Annotated in this window: 20 protein-coding genes and 5 pseudogenes; 12 read left to right on the plus strand and 13 right to left on the minus strand. The window is 69.9% G+C overall.

What is annotated here, in order from left to right; genetic code table 11:
* Positions 1-92: 92 nt before the first annotated feature.
* A pseudogene (locus tag ACFY30_RS37470) lies at positions 93-335 on the minus strand (hypothetical protein); the annotation flags it as partial.
* A 172-nt stretch (positions 336-507) separates the two neighbouring features.
* Positions 508-1629 (minus strand): FAD-dependent oxidoreductase, encoded by a 1122-nt coding sequence (locus ACFY30_RS37475; RefSeq protein WP_390849615.1) that lies wholly within the window; start codon positions 1627-1629, stop codon positions 508-510.
* Positions 1630-2262: 633 nt separating this feature from the next.
* Between ACFY30_RS37475 and ACFY30_RS37480 the strand changes: the two genes are divergently transcribed.
* Entirely contained in the window at positions 2263-2760 is a 498-nt protein-coding gene (locus ACFY30_RS37480; protein ID WP_390849616.1) for a DUF1877 family protein, read from the plus strand.
* A 24-nt stretch (positions 2761-2784) separates the two neighbouring features.
* Here ACFY30_RS37480 and ACFY30_RS37485 read toward each other — a convergent pair whose 3' ends face one another.
* A complete protein-coding gene (locus ACFY30_RS37485; RefSeq protein ID WP_390849617.1) occupies positions 2785-2940 on the minus strand; it encodes a hypothetical protein in 156 nt (51 codons plus the stop codon).
* A 130-nt stretch (positions 2941-3070) separates the two neighbouring features.
* On the opposite strand from ACFY30_RS37485, the gene ACFY30_RS37490 reads away from it, so the two are divergent.
* The 5 genes and pseudogenes from ACFY30_RS37490 to ACFY30_RS37510 all read left to right on the plus strand — a co-directional run.
* Positions 3071-3409, plus strand: a complete 339-nt coding sequence (locus ACFY30_RS37490; protein ID WP_390849618.1) for a hypothetical protein — start codon at positions 3071-3073, stop codon at positions 3407-3409.
* Between the two features lie 7 nt (positions 3410-3416).
* A pseudogene (locus ACFY30_RS37495) lies at positions 3417-3635 on the plus strand (IS5/IS1182 family transposase); the annotation flags it as partial.
* An 885-nt stretch (positions 3636-4520) separates the two neighbouring features.
* A complete protein-coding gene (locus tag ACFY30_RS37500; RefSeq protein WP_390849619.1) occupies positions 4521-4787 on the plus strand; it encodes a hypothetical protein in 267 nt (88 codons plus the stop codon).
* An 11-nt stretch (positions 4788-4798) separates the two neighbouring features.
* Positions 4799-5011: pseudogene (locus tag ACFY30_RS37505) on the plus strand (helix-turn-helix domain-containing protein); the annotation flags it as partial.
* A gap of 420 nt (positions 5012-5431) precedes the next feature.
* A pseudogene (locus ACFY30_RS37510) lies at positions 5432-7207 on the plus strand (BTAD domain-containing putative transcriptional regulator); the annotation flags it as partial.
* 930 nt (positions 7208-8137) lie between these two features.
* Here the strand turns inward: ACFY30_RS37510 and ACFY30_RS37515 are convergent.
* Positions 8138-8722, minus strand: coding sequence for a hypothetical protein (locus ACFY30_RS37515; RefSeq protein WP_390849620.1), 585 nt, complete (start codon positions 8720-8722; stop codon positions 8138-8140).
* A gap of 44 nt (positions 8723-8766) precedes the next feature.
* On the opposite strand from ACFY30_RS37515, the pseudogene ACFY30_RS37520 reads away from it, so the two are divergent.
* A pseudogene (locus ACFY30_RS37520) lies at positions 8767-9407 on the plus strand (MFS transporter); the annotation flags it as partial.
* Between the two features lie 148 nt (positions 9408-9555).
* Here ACFY30_RS37520 and ACFY30_RS37525 read toward each other — a convergent pair.
* From ACFY30_RS37525 to ACFY30_RS37550, 6 genes are all read right to left on the minus strand, one after another.
* A complete protein-coding gene (locus ACFY30_RS37525) occupies positions 9556-9807 on the minus strand; it encodes a hypothetical protein (protein WP_390849621.1) in 252 nt (83 codons plus the stop codon).
* Between the two features lie 649 nt (positions 9808-10456).
* A complete protein-coding gene (locus tag ACFY30_RS37530; RefSeq protein ID WP_390849622.1) occupies positions 10457-10747 on the minus strand; it encodes a hypothetical protein in 291 nt (96 codons plus the stop codon).
* Positions 10748-10826: 79 nt separating this feature from the next.
* Positions 10827-11204, minus strand: coding sequence for a fic family toxin-antitoxin system, toxin component (locus ACFY30_RS37535; RefSeq protein ID WP_390849623.1), 378 nt, complete (start codon positions 11202-11204; stop codon positions 10827-10829).
* Positions 11204-11443: a hypothetical protein gene (locus ACFY30_RS37540; RefSeq protein WP_390661652.1), complete on the minus strand. Its 240-nt coding sequence runs from the start codon at positions 11441-11443 to the stop codon at positions 11204-11206. The genes ACFY30_RS37535 and ACFY30_RS37540 overlap by 1 nt, the downstream gene beginning before the upstream one ends.
* A gap of 88 nt (positions 11444-11531) precedes the next feature.
* Positions 11532-12173, minus strand: a complete 642-nt coding sequence (locus ACFY30_RS37545; protein ID WP_390849624.1) for a carbonic anhydrase — start codon at positions 12171-12173, stop codon at positions 11532-11534.
* A 432-nt stretch (positions 12174-12605) separates the two neighbouring features.
* Positions 12606-12905 (minus strand): hypothetical protein, encoded by a 300-nt coding sequence (locus ACFY30_RS37550; RefSeq protein ID WP_390849625.1) that lies wholly within the window; start codon positions 12903-12905, stop codon positions 12606-12608.
* A gap of 270 nt (positions 12906-13175) precedes the next feature.
* Between ACFY30_RS37550 and ACFY30_RS37555 the strand changes: the two genes are divergently transcribed.
* Positions 13176-14375: a serine hydrolase domain-containing protein gene (locus tag ACFY30_RS37555; RefSeq protein ID WP_390849626.1), complete on the plus strand. Its 1200-nt coding sequence runs from the start codon at positions 13176-13178 to the stop codon at positions 14373-14375.
* Positions 14376-14587: 212 nt separating this feature from the next.
* On the opposite strand, the gene ACFY30_RS37560 is transcribed toward ACFY30_RS37555, so the two are convergent.
* The gene (locus tag ACFY30_RS37560) at positions 14588-15682 is read right to left on the minus strand and encodes a glutamate--cysteine ligase (protein WP_390849627.1); all 1095 of its coding nucleotides are present in this window, start codon (positions 15680-15682) and stop codon (positions 14588-14590) included.
* A 595-nt stretch (positions 15683-16277) separates the two neighbouring features.
* Here ACFY30_RS37560 and ACFY30_RS37565 point away from each other — a divergent pair.
* Positions 16278-16481: a cold-shock protein gene (locus ACFY30_RS37565; RefSeq protein ID WP_055711351.1), complete on the plus strand. Its 204-nt coding sequence runs from the start codon at positions 16278-16280 to the stop codon at positions 16479-16481.
* 862 nt (positions 16482-17343) lie between these two features.
* Here ACFY30_RS37565 and ACFY30_RS37570 read toward each other — a convergent pair.
* Together ACFY30_RS37570 and ACFY30_RS37575 are read right to left on the minus strand one after the other, a co-directional pair.
* Entirely contained in the window at positions 17344-18135 is a 792-nt protein-coding gene (locus ACFY30_RS37570; RefSeq protein WP_390849628.1) for a maleylpyruvate isomerase family mycothiol-dependent enzyme, read from the minus strand.
* Between the two features lie 147 nt (positions 18136-18282).
* Positions 18283-19791, minus strand: a complete 1509-nt coding sequence (locus tag ACFY30_RS37575) for an MFS transporter (RefSeq protein ID WP_390849629.1) — start codon at positions 19789-19791, stop codon at positions 18283-18285.
* A 115-nt stretch (positions 19792-19906) separates the two neighbouring features.
* Here ACFY30_RS37575 and ACFY30_RS37580 point away from each other — a divergent pair, with 115 nt between their 5' ends.
* From ACFY30_RS37580 to ACFY30_RS37590, 3 genes are all read left to right on the plus strand, one after another.
* Positions 19907-20344, plus strand: a complete 438-nt coding sequence (locus ACFY30_RS37580) for a MarR family winged helix-turn-helix transcriptional regulator (RefSeq protein ID WP_390849630.1) — start codon at positions 19907-19909, stop codon at positions 20342-20344.
* 356 nt (positions 20345-20700) lie between these two features.
* Positions 20701-21060: a PLAT/LH2 domain-containing protein gene (locus tag ACFY30_RS37585; protein WP_390849631.1), complete on the plus strand. Its 360-nt coding sequence runs from the start codon at positions 20701-20703 to the stop codon at positions 21058-21060.
* Positions 21061-21782: 722 nt separating this feature from the next.
* Positions 21783-22334 (plus strand): EF-hand domain-containing protein, encoded by a 552-nt coding sequence (locus tag ACFY30_RS37590; RefSeq protein WP_390849632.1) that lies wholly within the window; start codon positions 21783-21785, stop codon positions 22332-22334.
* Positions 22335-22720 lie beyond the last annotated feature (386 nt).

Genomic DNA, 22720 nt, shown 5'->3' on the forward strand with positions numbered 1-22720 from the left:
ACCCCCGACCTGGGAGTTCTCAATGCGCCCGGCACAGTGCCGGTGTACTGGCGTTGCACGCCCGCCGAGGCGTGAACCTTCTTCACAAAGCCGGTCTCGTCCACGATCAGCACCCCACCGTCGGTGCCGAGGTGCTCGACGGCATAGGCGCGGACGTCGTCACTGACGGCATCGGCATCCCAGCGGGCGTAACGAAGCAGCCGCTGCACCGGCCCCGGCCGGGCAGGCCGGCCTGTTCGGCCAGCTGCCAGCAGTTCTTCCGCTCCGCCTTCGACAGCAGCCCGAGCAGACAGGCACGGGCACTCGCCCGGGGGTCGACTCGGCCGAAACGGCACGCGATCCGGGCCACGCCCTGGTGGAACATCTCCCGCCGACGGGTGGGGTCTACGCTATGGCCCGCGGCCACCGCACGATCCTCGTTTGTCCACACACCAACCGATGATCACGCGGTGGCCGTACCCTTCCCTGGCCGGTACGGCCACAAGATCGCGAAACCGCACCGGAGCATCAGGAGCGATCGAACAGAGTGACTACGCTCTGCGGTGCCTCCCGGCCGAAGAAGACCTCCAGATTCTGCGCCGAGCGGTCGGCGGCGTCGCCACTACGCAGGAACAGCCGCTCTTCGTAGGCGGTGAGCGCGGCCTCGATGTCGAGTTGCTCAACCAGCTCGCTCGCCAGGTCGGCGCCGTCGTACAGGGCGAGGTTTGCGCCTTCGCCGGCAAAGGGCGACATCAGGTGCGCGGCGTCGCCGACGAGCGTGACGCCGGGCACCCTGTCCCATTCAAGCCCGACGGGAAGGGCGTAGACGGGTCGGAGCCACGGTTCCGCGTTGCTCTCTGTCACGAAAGCGGTGAGCAGCGGCGACCAGCCGTCGAACTCGTCGGCGACTTGACGGAGGCCGGCGGACGGGTCGCCGAAGTCGATCGACCTCATCCACGTCTCGGGCCTGTTCAGCGCCACGTATCCGCGCACGTGCCCGTCGGCGTAGCGATGGGCGATGATGCCTTTGCCCGGCGCGACCGCCATCAACGTGCCGCTGCCGATCGCGGCCACGCTCGCCCGATGGTTCTGGCCGCCCGAGGTGAGGGCGGTCTCGAGGAAGCAGGTTCCGCTGTAGAGAGGCTCGGCGGGGGTGAGCAGCGGACGCACCTTCGACCAGGCACCGTCCGCGCCGATGACGATGTCGGCGCGCGTTGCGGAACCTTCCGTGAAGGTGAGGACGTAACCGCCCTCGGAACGGTGCCGGATCGAGGCGAGCTTGTGACCCCACCTGATCGTCCCGGGCGCCAGCGAGTCGATGAGCAGGCGCCTGAGTTCACCACGATCCACCTCGGGACGGGCCGAACCGGGGTCCGCAGGCATGTCGAAAAGGATCGTGCCGTGGCGGTCGACCACGCGCTTGGCGTCCTCGCCCGGTCGGACCAGAGTGAGGAACTCGTCGTAGAGACCAGCTGCGCGAAGCGCGACCTGACCGGTCTCTTCGTGGATGTCGAGCAGGCCGCCCTGCGCGCGGGTCGTCGCCGAAGCCTCACCCTCGTAGATTGTCGCGGCGACGCCGTGAGTCTGAAGTACCCGGGCGAGCGTCAGCCCGCCCAGTCCCGCTCCGACGATGGCGACGGTCTTCTGCATGCTGCGCTCCTCTGTAGCGCCGACACGCGTCGGCGACGGTCAGCGCCGGGAGCGGACGGAATGTCCGGTCTCGGCAAGGAGACGCTCACCGATCAGAACCGTCTGCATCGATGTACGAGCGATGCCCGGCGGGTGGACCCGCGGGACATCGTTTTTCGCGACCCCGGGACTATAGCCCGGCATCCACCTCGCAGTGTCCGGGGCCGCTCACGCTGCGACGCACCGCGCTCGCCATGTTCATCCCCGACAGTCGCCTCGACCGGCTCGGCGGGGGCGTTGGGCGTGGTTGTCCGAGTGGTACCGGAAAGTGACGGAACTGAGCTCGCCGGCCCAGGCCGTTTCCCGCCCGACGGGCAGGCTGAGCCGGGGCGCTCGGACGGCGAGTGAAGATCACCCGCCTGGCGTGTCCAGGGCCAGGCTGCTGCACTGGTCCAGTTGCGAATGTCGGTACGGTGTGCCCCCTGTCCACAGTGCTCGACCTCGACGACACACGGCGCTCGGGTGTCGTCGGGCGTCCTGGCGGAGCCCGACATCCCGGCGTTGAGAGACGGGCATCGCGCCGTCAGTGCCGTCGAGTAGGTTCTCTCCGTCCGGCCCGACAGGCGGGCCGCCGAACTGGGAGGACTCGTCGCCGTGAGCATCCACATGCACATGCGCGCCGTTGCGGAATCCGAGATCCGGGACGACCACACCTGGCTTGCAGCGTTCATGTGGGAGGCTTGGGACAACCACCCCGCCGAGTACGCAGCGGGCATCGCCGAGTCGATCGACAAGGTCTGGGACTCCGTCAATGACCTCTATGCCGCTGCCGATGTCCTCGATGCGGATGCCGACGACTCTTGGGAGCTGCCGATTTACGGCGGGCGGCCGGTGACACACAGCGCCGATGCCGACCCCTCCAACCCGCCCCTGGGGCTTCTGGAGCCGCTTGGGGTGTCACGGGCCGCACGCTTCCTCACAGGTGTCTCGTTCGACGAGCTGTGGAACGTCGCCGGTACCAGGCTCGTCTGGGCCGGCGGGGACGAAGTGCAGGTCAGGCAGGAGTTCCTCGACCATCACAGGAGCCTCCAAGCCTTCTACGGGCGGGCGGCGGCAGTGGGTCACGCCGTGGTCAGGGCGGTGTGGGCTTGAGGCGTGTCCGCGTGCCGGTCACAGTCATTCGTTGATGGCGGCGACCAGCAATTTCGCTTCGTAGCGGACAGCGTGTTTGTCGTATCGCGCGCCGACGGCCGGGTGCCGCTTCAGCCGGTTGATGCTGTACTCGGCGGCGTGGCGGGCCTTGTAGTCCGCCGGGTCGACAACCGTGATCATTCATCGGTCAAGATCCACTTTCGATGCCCGACCTAAGAGTTGTCCCGCACATGGTCGCTGGAGCGGCGGCACCAGGTACTGGGCGGATACCCCCGAGACTCCGACGCGGCAACCGTGGCAGCCTGCGGACATGCCAGAGCTGCGCGTTCATGCAGGCCGCCACTACGCCATCCAGTTCCACTACGCCTTGCCGGACGCCGCCTGGTGCGTGGAGCTGAGCGAGGCCGTCCCGGCGCCGGCTGCGTGGGCTGAGATTCCCAACGCCGAGACGCACCTGCCTGGAACTGCCTTCGTGGTGGCCGTGATACCCGACGAGGACCCGAGCCTGGAGCCGGCCGTCCACATCCACAGCCACGACGAGCACGTCATCCCCTACGAGATCATGCGCTGGTTCATGGAGGAGGTGGCCGAGCAGGTTGAACGCTGCCGCCTCGCGCTTGAGCAGGGAGCGCCTGAAGCGGTGGAATGATCACGCAGTGACTGGTGTGATCACGGTGTCCGAGCCGTCCTGGACAGCCCCGTTCAGCGGACTGAGCCCGCGACAGTTCGGCAAGCTGATCACGGCGTTACGACGCGAGGGCGCAGACCCCGTTCGCGAGGGCCGGCCTTGGAGCCTCGGGCCCTCGCTCGCGCTCCAGCAGCGCAAGCGGTTCCGGAAGGACATCGTGCTGATCGTGGACGGAACCCCGGTGCCCGCTTCCGCCTCACCCGGAGTCAGAGTTCGACTCCGTAATGGTCGAGCACCCTCGCCAGCACGGTCCACAGCGCTTTCACACCCAAGTCGACCGCGACACGCGAGTCATCTCATCGGGCCGGAACCCACGCGGACGACGCAGGCTCCCTAGAGCTTCTGGGCCTACGTGATCCACGCGTCCATCGGCCCCGGCCCTGCCTTGAGATGAGGCGCTTCCAGCGTGCTCGCACTCTCATGATCGGATCGATGAAATGGCTCAACGCCTTTGATCCGAGACTGCCTTGAGGCCTTGCGCCCCCGACTGCATCGGGGCGCCGTCGGACGGCTCGCGCGGTTCCGCCGATCGCCGTGCTCGCCAGACGGACCCACGGCCGGCGGGTCCGTGCGCGGTGGCGGACGCTCGGTGGTCAGTGGTGCGTGCCGGCGCCCTCCGGGAGGGCGCCGGCCCTCGGCGGCTTCACGCGGCAACGTGAGTGCGCCTGTTTTCCTGATCGCCTTGGTGGAGCCCGCAACGCTCAGGAGCGGTGTTTCGACGCTGGAAGACATTGCCGCCTGGCCTTGAATGATTGATGAACCCGGCCGCGAGGTGATTGGGATACCCCCTGCATCTTCGGGCGGCCCGATCAGTCAGGAGTCCAGGCCCGGGTACGAACCGGCTGGTCGGGGGTGGGTTCGTCACCGAAGCCGGGCCGGCACCGGCAGGGGGAGGCGTGGACACCGGTGCATCAAAGGGTTTGGAGGGTATCCCCCGGATCGCGGGCCGGGTGGCACGATGCAGATCCGCTCGGTGTCGGCAAACGCCGTGCGGACGCAAGGACTTGGAGCCCGCAATTCGCCCTCGCGCGCTGCGCTGCGTGGGGGCTTCTTGATCTCAGGAGGCACGACCATGTCACGCATGTCCGTCCCGGCCCGCTGTGTGGTGCACGGCGGGTCCTGCCCACAGCGGCCGTCCATGCCCGATGCCGTGGTCATCGTGGTGATCACCGTGCTGGCCTGTTGGCTGTCCGTGAGCGGTCTGGAGCTGTCGTCGGTCCTGGCGGTGCTGGGCGGCGCCGGCGCGGTTGCCGTGGGCACCATGATGGCCTTGCGGGGAGGTGGCCAGAGGCTGGGCCACAGGTTGGTCCGCGTCGTGCACGCGGTCGCCACGCCCTGAAGATTGCGGCAGTGGGGCGCAGAGAGAAGCCGATCTCCTCGTCGAACGAGGCACTGGTCGCGTTGGCGCAATGGCTGCGCGACCAGCGATCGGCCCGCGGATACTCGTATGCGGAGTTGGCCAGTCGCGCGGAGTGCCATGCCACCACGCTCCAGCGGGCGGCGTCGGGGCGGTCGGTCCCCAGTGTGCAGAGTGTGCGGGCGTACGCACGGGCCTGCGGCGCGTCGGAAACGAAGGCGTTGGAATTGTGGCTGCGGGCCCGCAGGCGCAGCCTCCGTATCACTGCGGGAAGTTCACCCAATCCATTGGCCATCGACGGCGCCGACACGTTCCAGGCGGGTCTGCGCACGTTGTACGAGTTGGCCGGCCGGCCCTCGATGCGTGAGATGGAGAAGCGAGCCGGCACGGGCCGCCTTCCGCACAGCACGGCCCACCGCATCGTCCGCAGCCAGACCGTACCGCGTGATGTCCACCAGCTGACCGGGTTTCTGACGGCGTGCTCCGTCGTGCCGGCCGAGCATCCGTTGTGGATCGACGCCTGGCGGCGCGCACTTGGGCTGAGATCCCCCGTCTCACCCGCGCCCCTGTCCCCCGCGCCCCTGTCCCCCGCGCCGCCGCTCACACGGCCGGCGGCTCGCAGGAGCATCGAACCCGTCAGTGCGACGCCGAAGCCCGCGGTGCCGGCGTCAGGGCTCTATTTCGCGCTGCTGGGACCGGTGCGCGCATGGCAGGAAGGCCACCCGCTGGCGACCGGCTCTCCGCAACAACGGGCCATGATGGCAGCCCTGTTGTTACGCGAGGGGCGCACCGCCACCGCGGGCGAGCTGATCGACGCGATCTGGGGTGAGGAGCCGCCCTCGCAGGCGCTGGCCGCCGTACGGACCTATGCCTCCAGATTGCGCAAGCAGTTGGATCCCGGGGTACTGATCAGCGAGTCCGGTGGCTATGCCATCCGGCTGCCCGCTGACGCCCTGGACGTCGCCAACGCCACGACCCTGTGTACGCGGGCGGAAAAGGCCCGTGCCACGGGCGACCTGGATCAGGCGCGTGCCCTGCTTCGAGAAGTGCTCGGTCTGTGGGAGGGCGAGACGCTCGCCGGCGTTCCCGGACCGTACGCGGAATCACAGCGCGTCCGTCTGGAGGAGTGGCGGCTGCAGATGCTCGAGGCCTGTCTGGACATGGATCTCGAGCAGGGCCGGCATGCCCAGGCGGTCTCCGAACTGACGGCGCTGACCGCGGGGCACCCGCTGCGCGAGCGGCTGCGTGAGCTGCTGATGCTGGCGCTGTATCGCAGCGGTCGGCAGGCCGAGGCCCTCGCGGTCTACGCGGACACTCGCCGGCTGCTCGCCGACGAGCTGGGAGTCGATCCGCGTCCGGAGCTCGCAGAGCTCCAGCGACGCATCCTGCAAGCGGATCCGACGCTTCATGAATCCTCGACGTTCCACGAGGCCGATCCCGCCCGCACACTCGTCCGACCGGCACAACTTCCTGCCTCCGTCGCGGACTTCACCGGACGTGCGGCCGCTGCGGCGGAACTGGTCCGCGTGCTGGCCACCGCACGGCGCACGAGTCTGCCGGTGGTGGCGATCTCCGGCACCGGCGGCGTGGGAAAGACGAGCCTGGCGGTACAGGTCGGGCAGGCAGTCCGGCAGAATTTCCCGGACGGCCAGCTCTATGTCGACCTGGAACGACAGGACCCGACTGCCGCGCTCGGCGCGGCGCTGCGCGCCCTCGGGGTCGCTGGGCACGACGTTCCCGACAGCCTCGGCGAGCGCTCAGCTCTGTACCGCTCCGTCCTGGACGGCCGTCGCGTCCTGGTGTTGCTGGACCACGCACAGGACGCGGCACACGTCAGGTGGCTGCTACCCGCCCATGAAGGTTGCGGCGTACTGGTCACGTCGCACAGGAGGATGATCGACCTGGCCGGCGCGCACCTGGTGGAACTCGATGTGCTGTCCCCGGACGAAGCGCTCGGTCTCTTCACACAGATCGTCGGCGAGAAGCGGGTGGCCGTCGAACGTGAGGCGGCCCGGTATGTGGTCGCCGCGTGCGGATTCCTGCCGCTGGCCGTCCGTATCGCAGCCTCCCGGCTGGCGGCCCGCCGTACCTGGACGGTCGCGATGCTGGCGGCGAGGCTCGCGGACGAGACCAGCCGGCTGGCCGAGTTGCAGGCGGGCGACCTGGCCATGACGCCTGTCTTCGAACGCGGCTACGCCCGTCTGGATGCCGAACAGGCGCGCGCTTTCAGGCTGCTGAGTTCCTCCACCAACCCGTTCATGTCCCTGACCGAATCGGCGGGTCTTCTCGACCGCGGCGTGGCCCAGACGGAGAATCTGTTGGAAAGCCTGGTCGACACCGGCCTGCTCGTGGCCGTCGGTCCCGCCCACTACCAAGTGCACATCCTCGCACGGCTCTTCGCGATGTCTCTTCACGCGCCGTGACCTCGCCAGGGCAGTGGTGGACGGGCTCATCGGCACGTGAGGGGGAAGCGTTCCCGACGTGCCTCAACCCCGGCTGCCGATCCGTCGAGGGGCCACGAGACCGAGTGGCTCGGAGGCGGCCGGACGAGGCCGGTGTCGCGCGGCAGGAGCGGGGCGGCTCCCATGCGCTCCGGCTGTAGAACTCGTCGGCCCGCCCGACCTGATCGCCGGCTGCCCTCTCTTGTCTCTCCCTGTGCGCGCACCGGAGGCCGTCATGTCCAGGGAGCGCTGCCGGTGCGGGTGGCCGTCGGGACGGGAGCCGGTCCCTCTGACGAGGGCCCGACGTCCTTGATCCCGCCGGCGAGGTGGGCACCGATGGCGACAACAGCCGCTGCCGTGGTGAACGCCGCCACCAGCCGCTCCCCTCTGGTCGTCGTGCCGACGGCCCCGGGGGCCGGCGCCGTCCACCGGTACACCTGTCAGCCGACGGCCAGTGCCGTCACCACGACGAGTGCGGTGGCGAGGTCGAACGTGATGTTCACTGAGCGGTTCCCCCTGGGGTGCGGGCATGCGCCTGTCGCATGCGGCGTGGGGCCTGCCTGAGCGGGTCCCACCCCCTGGGTCACGGGGCGGCGACTCATCAGGCCTGCGGTCGGACTCTGACTTGCGCATTCAGTGGGTGAGAGCGGGATCGGCGTGGCTTTGGTCGCGGACGCGGGACGATCAGGCAGGTGAGGACGGGCAGGCCGGCGGAAGGCTGGGCGTTGCCGCACGGCCCGGCGTGCACCGTTCTCACCGGGCGGCCGGTGGAACGCGCCCTCCCGCTCGTACGTCCCCCTTCCTGAGGCGGACCGGACCGGGGGCCCGCGCACTGAACGTGCGTGGGCGTCCCGGACGCCGAGAGCCAGGTGGGACCGTGCGGACACGGATCTAGATCTCGGCCACCCGGTGTGTTCTGGCGTCGGGGGTCCCGCCCGGCTCCGCGGAGCGAGGATGCCGTGCGGGGGACGGGCCGGTGGTGGGGGCCGACGGATCGCGAAGCGTCGTCGTCGCCCGTTCGATGGAGTCGAAGACGACCGTGACCGCGTCGGCCACGTCCTCCAGCCGTGCCGGAAGCCGGGCGCGGACCCGCGCCCAGTCCCCGCGGTGGGCGTCCGAAAAGCCGGTGAGCACCTTGATCGGCTCCTGTGATCCGCTTCTCCGGTACTCGCCGACCAGCTGCTCCTTTCCGGCCGTGGTCTCGCGGAGCAGGCCGAGCAGTGCCCTGCGGAGGTTGTCCGTACAAGGGTCGGCGGCAACGTCCGCGTCGTGTTCAGCCCGCGAGTTGTCCCGGGCCACGAGGCCTTCGAGTTCCTGCAGCTCCGCCAGTCGTGTGGAGGCGAATCCGAGGTGGACCGCGCCACGCTCGGTGGCCCCGTCGGCCATGCCGAGGCGCCAGGACTCGACGCCCAGCTTCACTCCGTACAGCGCGTCGCCCGGCAACGCGTCCGTGCTGGAGGCGGCGAGCCCGCTCATGCCTCCGAAGGTGAGCCCCGCGACCAGGCCCAGTGCGGCGAGGGTTCGGGGCCCGCCGCCGACCCGCCCGGACCGGGAAGGGTGCGCTCGTACGGAACTCGCTGTCCGGTACTCGCCAGGTGCTCGAGGATCGCCGGACCCGAGCTGTGCTGCTGCTCACGTGGGGACCGCCCCTGTTCGTCGTGGCTCCCGAAGCGCTGGCCGCGGCTTACGCCGACGAGTTCGGTGTCGGCGCGGCAGGCGTCGGCCTGCTGATGTGCGCGATGCCCGTCGGGACCATCGCCGGGGAGCTGATCGCGGGGGCACTGTTCTCCCCCGCCGCCCGCGCCCGATCACCCTGCCCCTGGCGGCCGGCGGACTGCTCCCCCTGCTCGCCGTTCCCGTGCTGCCCGGTCCCGGGTGGGTGCTGCTCGCCCTGGCGCTGACCGGAATCGCGGGCGCGTACACGCTCGGTCTGGATCAGTGGTTCGTACGGGCCGTCCCGGAAGAACTTCGGGGTCGGGCCATGACCGCGCAGACAGCGGGACTGATGACGGTCCAGGGAGGAGGCATGGCCCTCGCCGGTGCGGCGGCCGAGTTCTGGCCGGTCAGCGTGGTCGTCTGCGCGGCAGGCGCGTCGGGCACGGTGTGCTGCGTCCTGCTGGCACTGCACGTCCTGCGCACGGCTGAGCGCCCCGACCGGTGAACGCGCCCGGGGCCCGTCCGGTTGACCGCGGTCACGGGTCGCATGCCCGCTGCGATGAAGGCGTGCCGAGCGGCGCACCTCGGGAGCCCATGGCCGCGTACGGGCTGCGGCCGCCGGGGCCCGTCGCGCCCCGAGCGCATACGTGAGCTCATGCGGAGGGGCCGTCCCGGGGCGGTCCGATGAGCGAGCGCAGCACCGGCACCGCCGGGCCCGCGGCCGCGAGCCCGGTCAGCGCCGCGCCCGCACCGGGAGCGCCGGTGAGGGCGGTCAGGCCGCCGGCCACCAACCCGATGACGACGGCGGACAGCAGGACGACAGTGGTGTGCACGGAGAGGAACGGCGGCGGCTCCGGCGCGGAGCCGGCAGGGAAGCCTCGGTCTGCCTGCGGGTTCGGATTCATGCCGCTCACCCTGCCCGCCTGTCCGTGGGCTGGGTCGTGAACGGCCGGGCCTGCGTATCCACCCGACCTGAGCCGGCCGTGGTACCTCGGACCAGCGCGCCCCGAGATCAGTCGTGGTGACGCCCTCGTCGTCGGTACGAACCTCACGGTGGCTGGGGAGTCGACCAGCCAGAAGTCGAGGCTGGGCAGGCCGAGTCGTTCGGCGTCCGCGCCACAGGTGGCGGGATGTCCGAGCGCATCGCTGATGCAGGTCAGTTCCTCGTCGCTGAACCCGACACGCTCTGGGTTACAGGTGGCGATCTCGCATCGAGCAAGGCACAAGGCCGGTCGTGGTCCAGCGCGTCCAGCGAGGTCGCGGTGCCGCAGCAGGGAGCCACCACGGCGAGAGTTGCCGAGCCGTCCTCGCAGCCTCGCAGTGGGCTTCGAGCAGCGCCCGGGGGCGAAGTCCTCCAGGATCGCCGCGGTACGGTCGGCTGCGGCCTGCTCAAGCTGGTCACTCGTCGAAGGCCAGGACGGTGCCGGCCGGACAGCCGTCGAGCACCCGGGGCCGACGTTCCGGCATCTTGAACTTGCCACCATGGGACGCCCGGCCTGAGCCTCGACCTCTCACTCGCCCCACCGGGGTACGACCACCCGGCCCCTTCCGGCATCAGTGCTTGTCCGAAGGCTCCTCGGTCCCCTCGTCGTCCGGCTCTCGGTGTTTCTCCACCAACTGCTCAATCTCCTGGGGAACCCAGTACAGCGCATCCAGGACCAGACCCCACGCCCGGTCCCGCAGCTCCTCCGGTACCTCGGCTTCGATCTTCTCCGCGAGCCTGTCGATCTTGGACTGGGCGTCATACTCGGTGCCCGTGGTCGGCGCGGTCATCACTCCCCACACCAGCCGGCCGACTCCGGCCGCCACTCGGCCTATGCTGCCGAGCACCGGACCCACTTCCATCCGCACTTCCTCCCCTGCTGGTCGGTGTCCTGCCGCAGCGAGGCCCACGCCGGTGCGCAGGGCGGGCCGGCGGGCTGCTTCAGGTGGTGGTGGGCCAGGACCGCAGCAGGGCAGCGATCTCCCCGGCGGTACAGGCGGGGTCGAGGAGCAGGTCCTTGAGGGCCACGGCGTCCTCACGGGCGGGCTTGACCGTGATTCCGGCGGCTTCGAGGTACATGACGCCGGTCGCCGCGGCGACGGCCATGTTGGAGCGCTCCAGCCAGCGGCACCGGCCCAGCGTGTGCACGAGGGCGGCGGCTCTGGCGTAGGGACCGTCGTAGACGGGCTGCTCGAACAGCTCGGCGCGGTGACGGGCGACCGCCGAGACGGGAACGCCGTAGTCGTCGGGGGCCGGATCGTTCGCCCCGGCGGCCTCGGCGACCTGCAGGATCCAGGGAACGTCGATGTGCAGGTCCATCAGGCCGCGCGCGCTCCCCGTGCCGTCTGCTGAGCGTTCTCGGCTTCGTCGAAGACACTCTGGTGGTCGGCGAGAAAGCGGGTGGCCGCGTCCACCGCGCGGGCGCGCAGGCCGCTGGCATCGTCCTGCACCAGCCGGGCGAGGTAGTCCCCGATGCTCAGCCCCAGGTCGGCGGCTCGCTTCTTCGCGAGCTCCGCCACATCCTCATCCACGCGTGCACCCAGTTGCGTCTTCGCCATGCCAGCATGGTAACAGTTGTTACCACTGGGCGGGGGTGTCGGCGCCGGGGTGGGCAGCGGCTCCACAACCGCCGGCGGACCGGAGCGGTCAGGATGCGGCAGGGACTGCCCCGTCGAGGCCGCGGGAGGCGACGAACTGTGCGCTGCCGTCGGCCAGGCGGTAGCGCAGGCCCACCACGGCGGCCTGGCCGGCGGCCACCTTTTCGGCGAGGATCCGGGATCGGTCCAGCAGCAGGTCGACCGTGTGCCGTACGTGCTCGGCGAGGACCTCCTCGGGCTGCACCCGTCCGGCGGCCCGGGCGGCCAGCACGCTCGGGGTCACCCGCTCGACGACGTCCCGGACGAAGCCGCCCGGGGTCTGCCCGTCCTCCAGAGCGGCGCACGCCGCCCCGACCGCGCCGCACGAGTCATGGCCGAGGACCACGACCAGCGGGCAGCCCAGCACTTCCACGCCGAACTCGATGCTTCCCAGCACCTCCGGGCCCATGACGTGACCGGCGGTGCGCACCACGAACAGATCGCCCAGGCCGCGGTCGAAGATGATCTCAGCGGCCAGCCGCGAGTCGGAACACCCGAACAGCACGGCGAAGGGCTGCTGGGAGGGTGCGGTCTCGGCGCGGCGGGCGGCGTCCTGGTTCGGGTGCTCGGGGACGCCGGCGACGAAGCGCTGGTTGCCGGCAAGGAGCAGCTCGAAGGCGTCACGGGGCGTCGGGGTCTTGATCGCGGTCATGGTCCGCAGCCTACGAGGCGGCACCGGTCGCCGCACCGCCAGGTCTCGCCGACGGGCCACGCTGACGGCCCTGTCATCAGCCTCAGGCGCCGGGCGGGGTCGGCTTCGGTGCGGAACCTCAGCGCGCGACGGTGCTGCTCCGCACGGTACGACCACCGGTCCACCGTGTGCGCAGCGCGCCAGATGAGGTCAGCGGACACGGATGGTCCGATCCGGAGCCGGTTCGAGCACGGTCAGAAGGTTCAGGTGGCGGGCTCGGCGAGGAAGCGACAGTGGGCGGTGAAAATGGCCTCGGCCTCCTCGCGGTGGCCAGGTGTCCTGCGTCGGGAGTTCCGCGAGGGCGTCATCGCGGCGGAACGGCTCCGTGGAACGAGTCGCCAGGTGGCGCCCCGTCACCCCCATTGGCCCGCTTGTCCCGGCGAACTGGACAGGCTAGATCCTGTGGCCCTTGACCAAGACCGACAAGGAGCCGTCGGGCCGCACCCAGCGCAGCTTCCTGAGGCCGTCGTACCCGCCTCCGAGCTGGAAGAGCGTCAGCCCGGCCACGAAGGAGGCGAAGGTCGCGGCGAGAAGACCTCCCATCAGCAGCATGCTTGGTGACTGCTCGGGTTTTCCTTCGTCGACCGGCTTGGCACCGTAGTGGAACAGCATCGGCAGCCATACGACCAGCGACCACAGAAGGAGCGCGCCCACGCGCCGATAGACCCGCTGTTTCATTCGCGCCTTCCGCACGCTCTCAACGGTCACGGACAAGATGCGTCCGCACCGCGGACACTCCACCTTGACCGAGGTCTGGCCCGTCTCCGGACGCACGAATCCGGGCGACGCGATGGTGAGGAGCTGCCACTTCGATGTGACCACGCTCCCGCGGACCTTGGCGTCGATGAGGCACCCGAGCCCCAGTCGGTACTGCCCGTGTGAGGGACGGGTCAGGGTGTGATCGGGGGCCGCTCCGGGATGAACCCCGATGCTCGGGCGGGCGCCCGCTGACAGCGTAGAGGCATGACTTCACCGCGCATGTCACGAAGGGCCTTTGCGGGCGTCACCCTGTCAGGGACGGCCGCGTTGGCTGCCACCGCGGCTCTTCCCGCGCGCCGCGCCCATGCCTCGTCCACACGTCTCCCTCCGCTGGATCCCAGGGCCCTGCAGGCCGCGATCGACGACCTGGAGCACCCGCCGTCGACGGCCGCCCAACTGCGAGTCCGCGGCAGGACCGGCCACTGGTACGGCACCTCAGGCGTGGCCGACATCCGGACGCGGCGGCCGGTGACGACACGTGACAAGGTCCGGATCGGCAGCATCACCAAGGTTTTCGTCGCCACGGTGGTACTTCAACTGGTGGCGGAGGGCCGGGTCGACCTGGATTCGCCGGTGCGACGCGTCCTGCCGGGGCTGCTGCCGGCCCGCTTCGCGGATGTCACCGTGGCGCATCTGCTGAACCACACCAGCGGACTGCCCGACCACACAGGCGTCCCGGAGCCGGATACGGCGGAGGAGGTGTTCCGCCACCGCTTCGATCACTGGACGCCGCGGGAGTGGGTGGCGACGGCCACGCACGGGCCGCTGAAGTTCAGCCCGGGCACCCGACAGGAGTACCGCGGCATCAACTACGTACTGGCCGCCCTGATCGTCGACAAGGTGACCGGCCGCCCGTACGGTGAGGCCGTCACGGCCCGCATCCTGCGTCCGCTGGACCTGGCGGGCACCGTCGTACCCGGCGACGACCCGCGCATCCACGGCCGGCACGTGCACGGCTACCTGCGGATGACCGACGGGAGCCTGCGGGACATCACCTCCTGCGACCAGTCGTCCTCCCGCGGCGAAGGCGACATGATCTCCACCACGAGCGATGTCGACCGGATGCTGGCTGCGCTGTTCTCCGGCGAGTTGCTCCCGCCTGAGCTGCTTCAGCTGATGTTCACCCTGCCGCCCGACGACGTGCGCATGATGGACGGCTCTCCGGCCCGCTACAGCACGGGTCTGCAGCAGGCCACCGTCAACGGCGTGACGTTATGGGGCAAGACCGGCGAGACGTACGGGTACAAGAACGCCGCATTCTCCACTCGTGACCAGCTGCGCCGCTTCGTACTCGCGTACCACCCGACGACCGCCCGCAACGGCGAGGAGAGCCAGACGATCGCCCGGGTCGCCGACCTGCTCACCCGCAGCCCGAGCGCGGAGGACTCGGCGACCCGTGCGTGATACCGACCGTGCCGGTCAGAAGCACTCGCTGACGGCCGTTGCCAGGATGGCTGGGGACGTTCGGATCACTGCCGCTCGGAGAGCGCCCCGAGGTGCGAGGCGGTGCGTGCCTGCGTTCCGGCGGCGTCGGGTTTGCCGGTGCCGATGGGACATGTACGGGGGCCGTGATCTGACGGTCGCGACCTCGGATGCGGTTTCGCGACGGAGGCGTGTCAGGGTATGGCGCTGTTGCCGATGATCAGGTCGGTGACGGCGGGGAGACCACCTTCGGCAAGGGCCGCGCGTTGCCGGTCCGCGCCGGTGCCACCCTGCAGGAGCCGGTGGACCAGTGCCGTCACCTGCCGACTGTCGCCGGACGCGTCGAGCGCGGCAGCGACGTAGCGCAGCAGCTCGTACAGCATCTCCCCGGCCCGGCGCTGCCGACCGCCCGGGTCGACCAGGGTGCTGCTCAGTCCGTGGCGGGCGGCGTGCCACATGCTCGCCTGCAGCAGTTCCTGGTCGCAGTCGAGTGCCGGAGCGCCGGCGGCGGTCTGCGCAAGCACGGTCTCCACGAGGGCCCGGACGAGGCCCGTGAGCATCACCGCGTCGTCCGCGCGCAGCTGCACGTCCAGGCACCGCACCTCGATGGTGGGGTACCGTGCCGAGAGCCGGGCCTGCCAGTACAGCTGACCGGTGTCCGAGATCAGACCGCTGTCCAGCAGTTGCTGCACGCGTCGGTCGTGGTCGGCGATGTCGGCGAAATGCGGGGGCATGCCGCTGACCGGCCAGCGGCTGAAGATCACGGTGCGCCAGCTGGAGAAGCCGGTGTCGTGGCCGTCCCACAGCGGAGAATTCGAGGACAGGGCGGTCAGGGCCGGCAGCCACACCCGCATCCGGTTCAGGATCTGCACGCCGGTCTCCCGGCTGGGCACGCCGACGTGCACGTGCATGCCGTTGACCAGCTGCTCCGCCACGAGCTGGGGCGCCTGGGTGAGCATGGCCCGGTACCGGGCCTGGTCGGTCACGGCCACGGGGTGGCCGTGACGCGAGGGGGGTGTGGCGCAGGCAGCGATCCGGCAGCCGTGCGCCTCGGCGGCCGCTCCGACGGCGTGCCGCAGCCGGAGCAGGTGTCCCCCGACCTCCTCCAGCGTGCCGCACACCGGGGTGGCCACCTCGACCTGCGCCTGCAGCAGCTCGCTCTGCACCTCCTGGTCGGCCACGAGACGCCCCAGACCGGCCGCGGCGCGCACCTTGTCCGCCATGGGTACCGGCAGACCCGTGACCGGGTCGAGCAGCAGGTACTCCTCTTCCACACCGATCGTCGTCATCGATCGCCTTCGGTTCTGCCCGGATGCCGGGCTGGGCAATGCGCCTGGCCGGTGCATCTCACAGCGGGGCGCCCTGGAGGGGACATTCTCAGTGGCCGAGTGCCGCAGCTACTTCGTGTACAAACACTGACATATCTCTCGATGAGATCGCTCGCGCGGGAAAAGCCACGATCGGAGAATCGCTGAGACGCGTGGACAGGCGGGGAAGCCGGGATGGCGCGTCCCGGGCCGCCGGGCCGGGCGCCGGTTGATGCGGCCGGCGTGATCAGCGGCTGGCCGGGCAGCCCGTCGGCGACTGCCCGGTCGAGAACCGCAGCCCCGTCGCCAGGCCGGCAGGGCCGCACCGACCGCTCCCTCGGCGGACCGCATGTTGTGATCGCGACGGAGATCTGTCCCGCCTTCCCGCCGGGCGTCTCCTGCCGGCTTGCAGGGACCCGCACGACCGTTCTCGGCCCCGGAAGCAGAGCGCCTGTGTCGCCGGTCGGGTGCGGGCGGTGTTTCGGGGTAGAACGACTGTTGGCTCGTGTGAGTGCACAGAGCCGGAGCAGGCCCGGCTGAAGGGCTGTTCCCAGGCATGAACGAAGGATCGACCAGTATGGCCAGCGGCACCGTGAAGTGGTTCAACGCCGAGAAGGGCTTCGGCTTCATCGAGCAGGACGGCGGAGGCCCGGACGTCTTCGCGCATTACTCCGAGATCAAGGGCAGCGGATACCGCGAGCTGACCGAGGGCGAGCACGTCACCTTCGACATCGGCCAGGGTCAGAAGGGCCCCCAGGCCCAGAACATCGTCCGAGGCTGACCCGGCGCAGGGATCAGAGCGAGGTGGTTGTCCGATCCGACGACCGTCTCGCTCATCTCGGACTTGATCGGCCCGCTCGGGGATCGTGTGAGCGATGCCCCGTCGGCGGAGCGAGGTGCGGATTGCCTTGGAGCGGCGCGGACGGTGGTGGAATCGACCGGCGCCGACCAGTCGATGTCGCCGGCCGCATCCGCCCTCGGCTGCGCGGCCTCCCGGCATCCGGGTGAACGTGCCGCCCTTGGCCCACCGGCGGAAACGGGGGGTGCAGTGCAGCGTTGCCCACAGCCCATACCCCCGGTACGCGCGCCCGCCGCCCCAACACGGGCCAGGCCCAGAGGGAAGCGGATGAGGCAGCCGTCGTGATCCGCTTCTGCTGATCGGTTTGCCTGCCTTGCCTGTTCCCTCCGCGCCCGAAAATGCTGACCGCCGCCGAGCGGCACCGGTTGAAGAACGCAGCCTGGGGCCACAATGCCGAGCACCGGCCCGGGTGCGGGCGCAGATCGTGATCCGGGCGGCTCGAAGCAGTCCAACGCGCGTACCGCCGTCGAGGTGGGAGTGCGGGTGGACACCGTGCGCACGTGATGGCGCCCGTTCGCTGACCCGGCCCTGCCGGGATTGGCCGACCGCAAGCGACCGGGGCGGCCCTGCGCTTTCACCGCGTCACAGGTGGCGCAGGTCAAGGCGCTGGCCTGCCGGCTTCCCGCCGAGGCCGGAGCGCCGCCGTCGCGCTGGTCTGTCCGGGGCCCGCGAGGCCGTCGAACGCGGCATCGCACTGCGTCCGGGCGCTCCGTCGCTGGGGAACCGGCGGGGCAGGGACGCAGGCGCTGCCTGTGCGTCGGTGGCTTGTCTGGCGGCTGCTCTGTCAGAAGGCGGAGTTGGCGAACCAGTGCGCCAGCAGATCTTTGTCCCCGTCGTGGGTGAAGGGCGTCGCGTCGTGGCGCAGGCGGCCGTACAGGAGCAGCAACAGGTCGGCCGCGGTGCCCTGGACGGTCGCGTCGGCGGTGTCGGTCGCAGCGGGGCTCGTGTCGAGGCCGAAGCCGTCGGGCCGCAGACGGACGAACCAGTCGTCGTCACCGTCGGTCGCCTGGAAGCGGATGGTCTTGCCGGGACCGCGCAGGTTGGCGACGTCGGGTGCGAAGAAGGCGGCGAAGGGCAGGTTGGCGAGGAACTCGTCGATCCCGTCGACCGCCAGCGGGCGGTCGATCGCGGGCCGGCGGCCGAGTGCCAGGTCGGCGTCGACCCGGTGCAGCAGGGTCTCGAAGAGCATCCGGCGCGCCCAGAAACGGGCGTGCTGGTCGACGCCCCACGCCCACATGGGCAGGTTCGGGTCGGTGGCCGCGAAGGCCTGCGCGGCCACGGTCGCGCTCTCGGCCAGCCAGTCGGCGTACTCCTCCTGCCGGTCCGGGAGTTGCAGGTCCACCTTCCGCGTGCGCGGGGGTTCCTGGATGCGCGCGTGCAGAAGGCTCGAGAACCAGCGCTGGACGCTGCCGGTGTGCTTGACCAGGTCGGCGAGTGTCCACTCGGGGCAGCTCGGCACGGGAGTGGTCAGGTCGGCGTCCTTGAGCGCCGCGACGAATCGGGCGGTCTCGGTGGCGATCGCGGCGCGGTGGTCGACCGCTGTGGATCGGGGGGCGGGGTGGTCCGAGGGGGTCATCGCGGGGCCTTTCTCTGGGGCGGCTTCGGGTGCTGGCTTTGGGCTGCGGCTGCGGCTGCGGCTGCGGCTGCGGCTTCGGCCTCGGGCGGCGGTGTGCCGGGCGCGTACGGGCCGTCTCGCCCGGTCAGGGCTTGAGCGCCGCCCTGATCACGCCGGCTCGGCCGCGGATTTCGCCTCCGCGAGCTCGGCCGGCTCGGCTGCGACGGGCATGCGCATCACCGGAGTACGAGGCGCGGACGCCGTCCTGAGTCCGATCAGGGCGACAGCGGCGACCAGGACGAACGCGGCTCCGGCGATGGCGAAGCTCAGCGTGAACTGGCTCTCCTGAGGGAGTGCGGGCATGCCGGCCGGCAGTGGGACGGTCTTCGACGCCAGGAGCGATGTGACCACCGCGCTCGCGACAGCGCTGCCGACGGAGCGGGAGATGGAGTTGATGCCGTTGGCGATACCGGTCTGGTGAGCCGGAACGCCGGCGACGATGAGCGCGGGCATGGCGGCGTAGCCGAAGCTGATGGCCAGACCGATGAGCATGCCCGCGCCGATCACGGAGGCGGTGGTGTCGTGCGCGGCGGTCAGCCATGTGAAACCGAGCACGCCGAAGCAGGCCCCGGCGGCCAGCGTGACGCGCGCGCCGAGCCTGCCCACCAGCAGACCGCCGAACTGGGCGCCGACGAGAGAAACGAGCGTGGTCGGCAGCAGATACACCACGGACGCGGCCAGGACGGACGCGCCGAAGCCGTAGCCGGCGAGGTCTTCGGGCATCTGCACCAGGTAGGAGACGCCGATGAAATGAGTGAACATCGCGAAGCCGAGCAGCAGGCCCGCCAGGTTGGTGAACAGAACGGGCCGGTGGACGAACATCCTCATGTCCACCATCGGGTCCTTAACCCGGCTTTCGGTGAGGACCCACACACCCGCCATGACGAGCGCACCGGCGAAGGCACCGAGCACACGGCCGGACGTCCAGCCCCACTCGTGCCCCTGCGAGATCGGCAGAAGCACCAGCACCAGCAGCATCCCCAGGGTCAGCGCGCCCAGCCAGTCCGTGCGTCCACCCGTCTTCGTCCGGGAAGCGGGCACCGTGACCAGCACACCGGCCAGCGCCACCACCGCCAGCGCAGCAGCCAGCCAGAACACCCGGTGGTAGTCGGGGTCGGAGCCCTGGGTGAGGAGCCCCGCACCCACCAGCGCAAGTCCACTGCCGAACGCGAGCGTGCCGCTGACCAGCGCCATCGCTCCGTGCAGCTTGTGCGGCGGGATCTCCTCACGCAGCACGGAGAGGGCGAGCGGGAAGATCGCGGTCGCCGCACCCTGCATCACCCGCCCGATGATCAGCCACGTCAGAGAGGTGGTGGTGGCGGCGAGCACCGACCCGGCGATCATCACGATCAGCACACCGACGAGCGTGGGCTTCTTGCCGTGCTGGTCGCCGAAACGACCCAGCAGCGGGGTGAACACGGCCGCTGACAGCAGGGTGGCCGTGGTCACCCAGCTGACGTTCGCCGTGGTGGCCTTCAGGTCGCTCTGGATGATGCCCAGGATCGGGACGACCAGGGTCTGCATCATCGAGACGACCATGGCGGCAAGGCCGAGCACCAGGACGATCCCGGTATGGCCGGAGGGCCTCGTCGACGGTGCGTGCGTTGCGTGGGACACGGAAGCTCTGACCTAACTGTTTGAGAACCTCGATGCTTGACAACTTCAAGCAATGAGCCAGACCGTATCCGGCATTATTTGAGATGGTCAAGCTTCCTGGCTTAGGGTGACCCACATGACAGGAACCCGCGGTGCCGACACGGCGCAGCTCATGGAGCTGCTGTCGGTGTCGCTGGCCGCCTACTACGGCGACTTCACGGTGGCCGCGGCGAGCGAGAACCTCACGGCCAGCCAAGGCAAGACGCTCAACGTCCTGCGCCGCGGGCCCGCCGCGATGCGCGTCCTGGCTTCCATCCTGACCTGCGACGCCTCCAACATGACCGGGATCGTCGACCGCCTGGAGAAGCGCGGCCTGGTGCGCCGTGAACCCAGCCTCACCGACCGTCGCGTCAAGAACGTCGTCCTCACCGACGAAGGCGAACGCGTCATCGACGTGATCCGCGGCAAGATGCACACCACGCGCGCCGGCCTGGACAACCTCAGCGCCGAGGAGCGGGACACCCTCTACACCCTCCTGGAGCGCGCTTTCACCTCGCGTCCCACCCACGTCTGACCGCGCGCCGAGCCGGCCGAAGCCGCGACACACCCGCCCGGACGGTCAACGCCATCGCAGCTTCACGGCACCGCCGCGCCCGGGCCGTCCGGGCGCTCCTGTACACGGGGTGGACGGGACCCTCCACCGCTGGGCTGACGTATCCGTCCGCCGCTGGGCCAAGTGCGGGCGGCTGACACATGGCTCGATGTGTACCGGAACTCATACTGTCGGCTGCCGGTCAATGAGGTGAGAGGGAGGTCTCGGTGGTGTGACTCCGTCCTCTGTGCGCGGGAGTGCTTCGAGCCGCCTCGGTGACGCGTTGTGTCGAACGAGATCGACGGGTGACGATGTCTCCTCGACCCAGGGGGTGGGAGATGCCTGACTACAGGATCAATGTCCATACCGGAAACATCAACGACGCCGGCACCGACTCGAACGTGTACATCGCACTCTTCGGCAGCGACGGAAGCAGCGACGAACTGCAACTCGACAGCGGCAGGGACGACTTCGAGCGCGGCCAGGTGGACACGTTCACACACACCCTCAAGAACCTCGGGGATCTCTACCGAGTGAGGATTCGGCACGACAACTCGGGCCACTGGCCCGGCTGGTTCCTGGACCGCATCACCGTTCGCGATGAGGACGCCGACAAGGAGTGGGCGTTCCCCTGCGCGAAGTGGCTGGCGCTCGACGAAGACGATCAGCGGATCGACCGATTCCTCGATCTGGCCTAGTCGTCCTTGGGGCGGCACGGCCGTCCTTGCTCTCGCTGGGTCGCGATCTTGGCCCGCGTGGGCCTGAGAGCATGGGAAATGCGGGCCCAGTGACGCGCGCAAGAGCGCCGAGTACACCCTGCGGGCCGGGTTGGTCGTCACACTCGGCGCCGAGGACAACGTAGCTGACCCATCTTCCGGCGCCCTTGATGCAGGGGACCGCGTTGTTCCTGGCTCGGGAGGCGTTTCGGCTCGGGCTGGTGTGATCGCACTGCCTACGAGGGCTGCCGCCGCCCGACTGCACGGTCCCGGCCGTGTCGCGGGGCGGCCGCGAGTCAGGCGGCGAACCATGACGCCGATCGTCGTCCAGCGGATCACCGTCTCGGAGCGGGCCGGACCGGTCTCGACATCGCGGGCGAGGCGACCGTGTGTGTGATCCACCAGAGCGGGCGCTCGACCGCCCACCGCTTCGGATGTACTTGGAGCCCCCGTTGGTCGGGGTCTTCACGGCCGACTTCCAGCTCGTGGCCGAGCACGGTGGTGGCCCAGCCGACCAGGCCGCCGACGATGCCCTGGTCCGCCCCGATCTTCTCCGGCTCGGCTCGGCCGACCGCAGCTGTCGTGTGGCAGTGACAGGAAGACGATCACTAGATCGGGTGTCATATGCGCAGGTCTACGTGCCTTCAGTGCGATTGATCCCATGCTGGAGAAGCCCGCAAGACAAGATCACGAAAGGCCAGCCCATGACCACGACGGCACAGGACGTCATCGCCATCAAGCTCGAGCGCAATTTCGACGCCATGGACGCCAACCACGACGGCTACGTGGACTGGACGGACTACCAGAAGCTCGCCGACCGCTACATCCAGGCATACAAGCTCGACAAGAACGATCGCCGGGCCAGGGCCATCCAGACCTTCTGCCAGATCTACTGGCTGGAACTGCTGCGCCACTCGGGCGTGGAAGCGGACCGGCTCACGAAGGAGCAGTTCGTCACGGCCAACCGCCTCGCGGTCATCGACACCAGTCGGCTCAACGTGACCGAGGGCGGCGGCCACGCGATCTTCGACGTCATCGACGTCAACGGCGACAATGAGATCGGCAAGGACGAGTTCGCCCGCTTCCTGAGGGACGTGTGGAAGAGCGACGCGCCCGACGCCATGGACACGTTCACCAAGCTGGACACCGACGGGGACGGCGCGATCTCGCGCCACGAGTTCATTCGGGCGGTGCGCGAGCACTTCCTCTCCAACGACCCGGACGCCCCGGGCAGCCTGTTCTTCGGGCACGTCTGACCCACCGCTTCCCGGCGTTCACCAGTTCGACCGGGAGGACACCGGCCGCCCCTGGACTTCTGTACCAGTGGGCGGCCGTCGCCGCGCGGGATCGACGAGCCCAGTGGTCGACGAAGCCGTCCGCCCGCCCACAGCGAACGCTGTACGCCCGGCAGCGGGTCCTGACCTATCCCGGCGAACAGAGCGCCTCGCTGCTGATGTTGATGGCGAAGTCACGGCACGAGAAGAAGGTCCTTGGCCGTGGCCGGGGTGGTGGGCGTGCCGGCTGAGCGCGGCGGGTTCGTTCGAGCCGTGGCGTTGGCTCGTGGGGTTGCTGGAAGGGCCTTGCGGGAGGCGGAGGGTGAGCCGTCCGGTCCGGCCCTGTCAGATGAGGCCGTGCGCAGTGC

Source organism: Streptomyces sp. NPDC000345 (assembly GCF_042898825.1).
GTDB lineage: Bacteria > Actinomycetota > Actinomycetes > Streptomycetales > Streptomycetaceae > Streptomyces.

Bases quoted from the DNA above. Each gene is read 5' to 3' on its own strand.
- ACFY30_RS37585 (WP_390849631.1), top strand. From the start codon at position 20,701: ATGCCTGACTACAGGATCAATGTCCATACCGGAAACATCAACGACGCC.
- ACFY30_RS37500 (WP_390849619.1), top strand. From the start codon at position 4,521: ATGTCACGCATGTCCGTCCCGGCCCGCTGTGTGGTGCACGGCGGGTCC.
- ACFY30_RS37535 (WP_390849623.1), bottom strand. From the start codon at position 11,204: ATGGACCTGCACATCGACGTTCCCTGGATCCTGCAGGTCGCCGAGGCC.
- ACFY30_RS37485 (WP_390849617.1), bottom strand. From the start codon at position 2,940: ATGATCACGGTTGTCGACCCGGCGGACTACAAGGCCCGCCACGCCGCC.
- ACFY30_RS37525 (WP_390849621.1), bottom strand. From the start codon at position 9,807: ATGAATCCGAACCCGCAGGCAGACCGAGGCTTCCCTGCCGGCTCCGCG.
- ACFY30_RS37545 (WP_390849624.1), bottom strand. From the start codon at position 12,173: ATGACCGCGATCAAGACCCCGACGCCCCGTGACGCCTTCGAGCTGCTC.
- ACFY30_RS37590 (WP_390849632.1), top strand. From the start codon at position 21,783: ATGACCACGACGGCACAGGACGTCATCGCCATCAAGCTCGAGCGCAAT.
- ACFY30_RS37565 (WP_055711351.1), top strand. From the start codon at position 16,278: ATGGCCAGCGGCACCGTGAAGTGGTTCAACGCCGAGAAGGGCTTCGGC.
- ACFY30_RS37580 (WP_390849630.1), top strand. From the start codon at position 19,907: ATGACAGGAACCCGCGGTGCCGACACGGCGCAGCTCATGGAGCTGCTG.
- ACFY30_RS37540 (WP_390661652.1), bottom strand. From the start codon at position 11,443: ATGGCGAAGACGCAACTGGGTGCACGCGTGGATGAGGATGTGGCGGAG.
- ACFY30_RS37570 (WP_390849628.1), bottom strand. From the start codon at position 18,135: ATGACCCCCTCGGACCACCCCGCCCCCCGATCCACAGCGGTCGACCAC.
- ACFY30_RS37555 (WP_390849626.1), top strand. From the start codon at position 13,176: ATGACTTCACCGCGCATGTCACGAAGGGCCTTTGCGGGCGTCACCCTG.
- ACFY30_RS37530 (WP_390849622.1), bottom strand. From the start codon at position 10,747: ATGGAAGTGGGTCCGGTGCTCGGCAGCATAGGCCGAGTGGCGGCCGGA.
- ACFY30_RS37475 (WP_390849615.1), bottom strand. From the start codon at position 1,629: ATGCAGAAGACCGTCGCCATCGTCGGAGCGGGACTGGGCGGGCTGACG.
- ACFY30_RS37560 (WP_390849627.1), bottom strand. From the start codon at position 15,682: ATGACGACGATCGGTGTGGAAGAGGAGTACCTGCTGCTCGACCCGGTC.
- ACFY30_RS37515 (WP_390849620.1), bottom strand. From the start codon at position 8,722: ATGAGCGGGCTCGCCGCCTCCAGCACGGACGCGTTGCCGGGCGACGCG.
- ACFY30_RS37490 (WP_390849618.1), top strand. From the start codon at position 3,071: ATGCCAGAGCTGCGCGTTCATGCAGGCCGCCACTACGCCATCCAGTTC.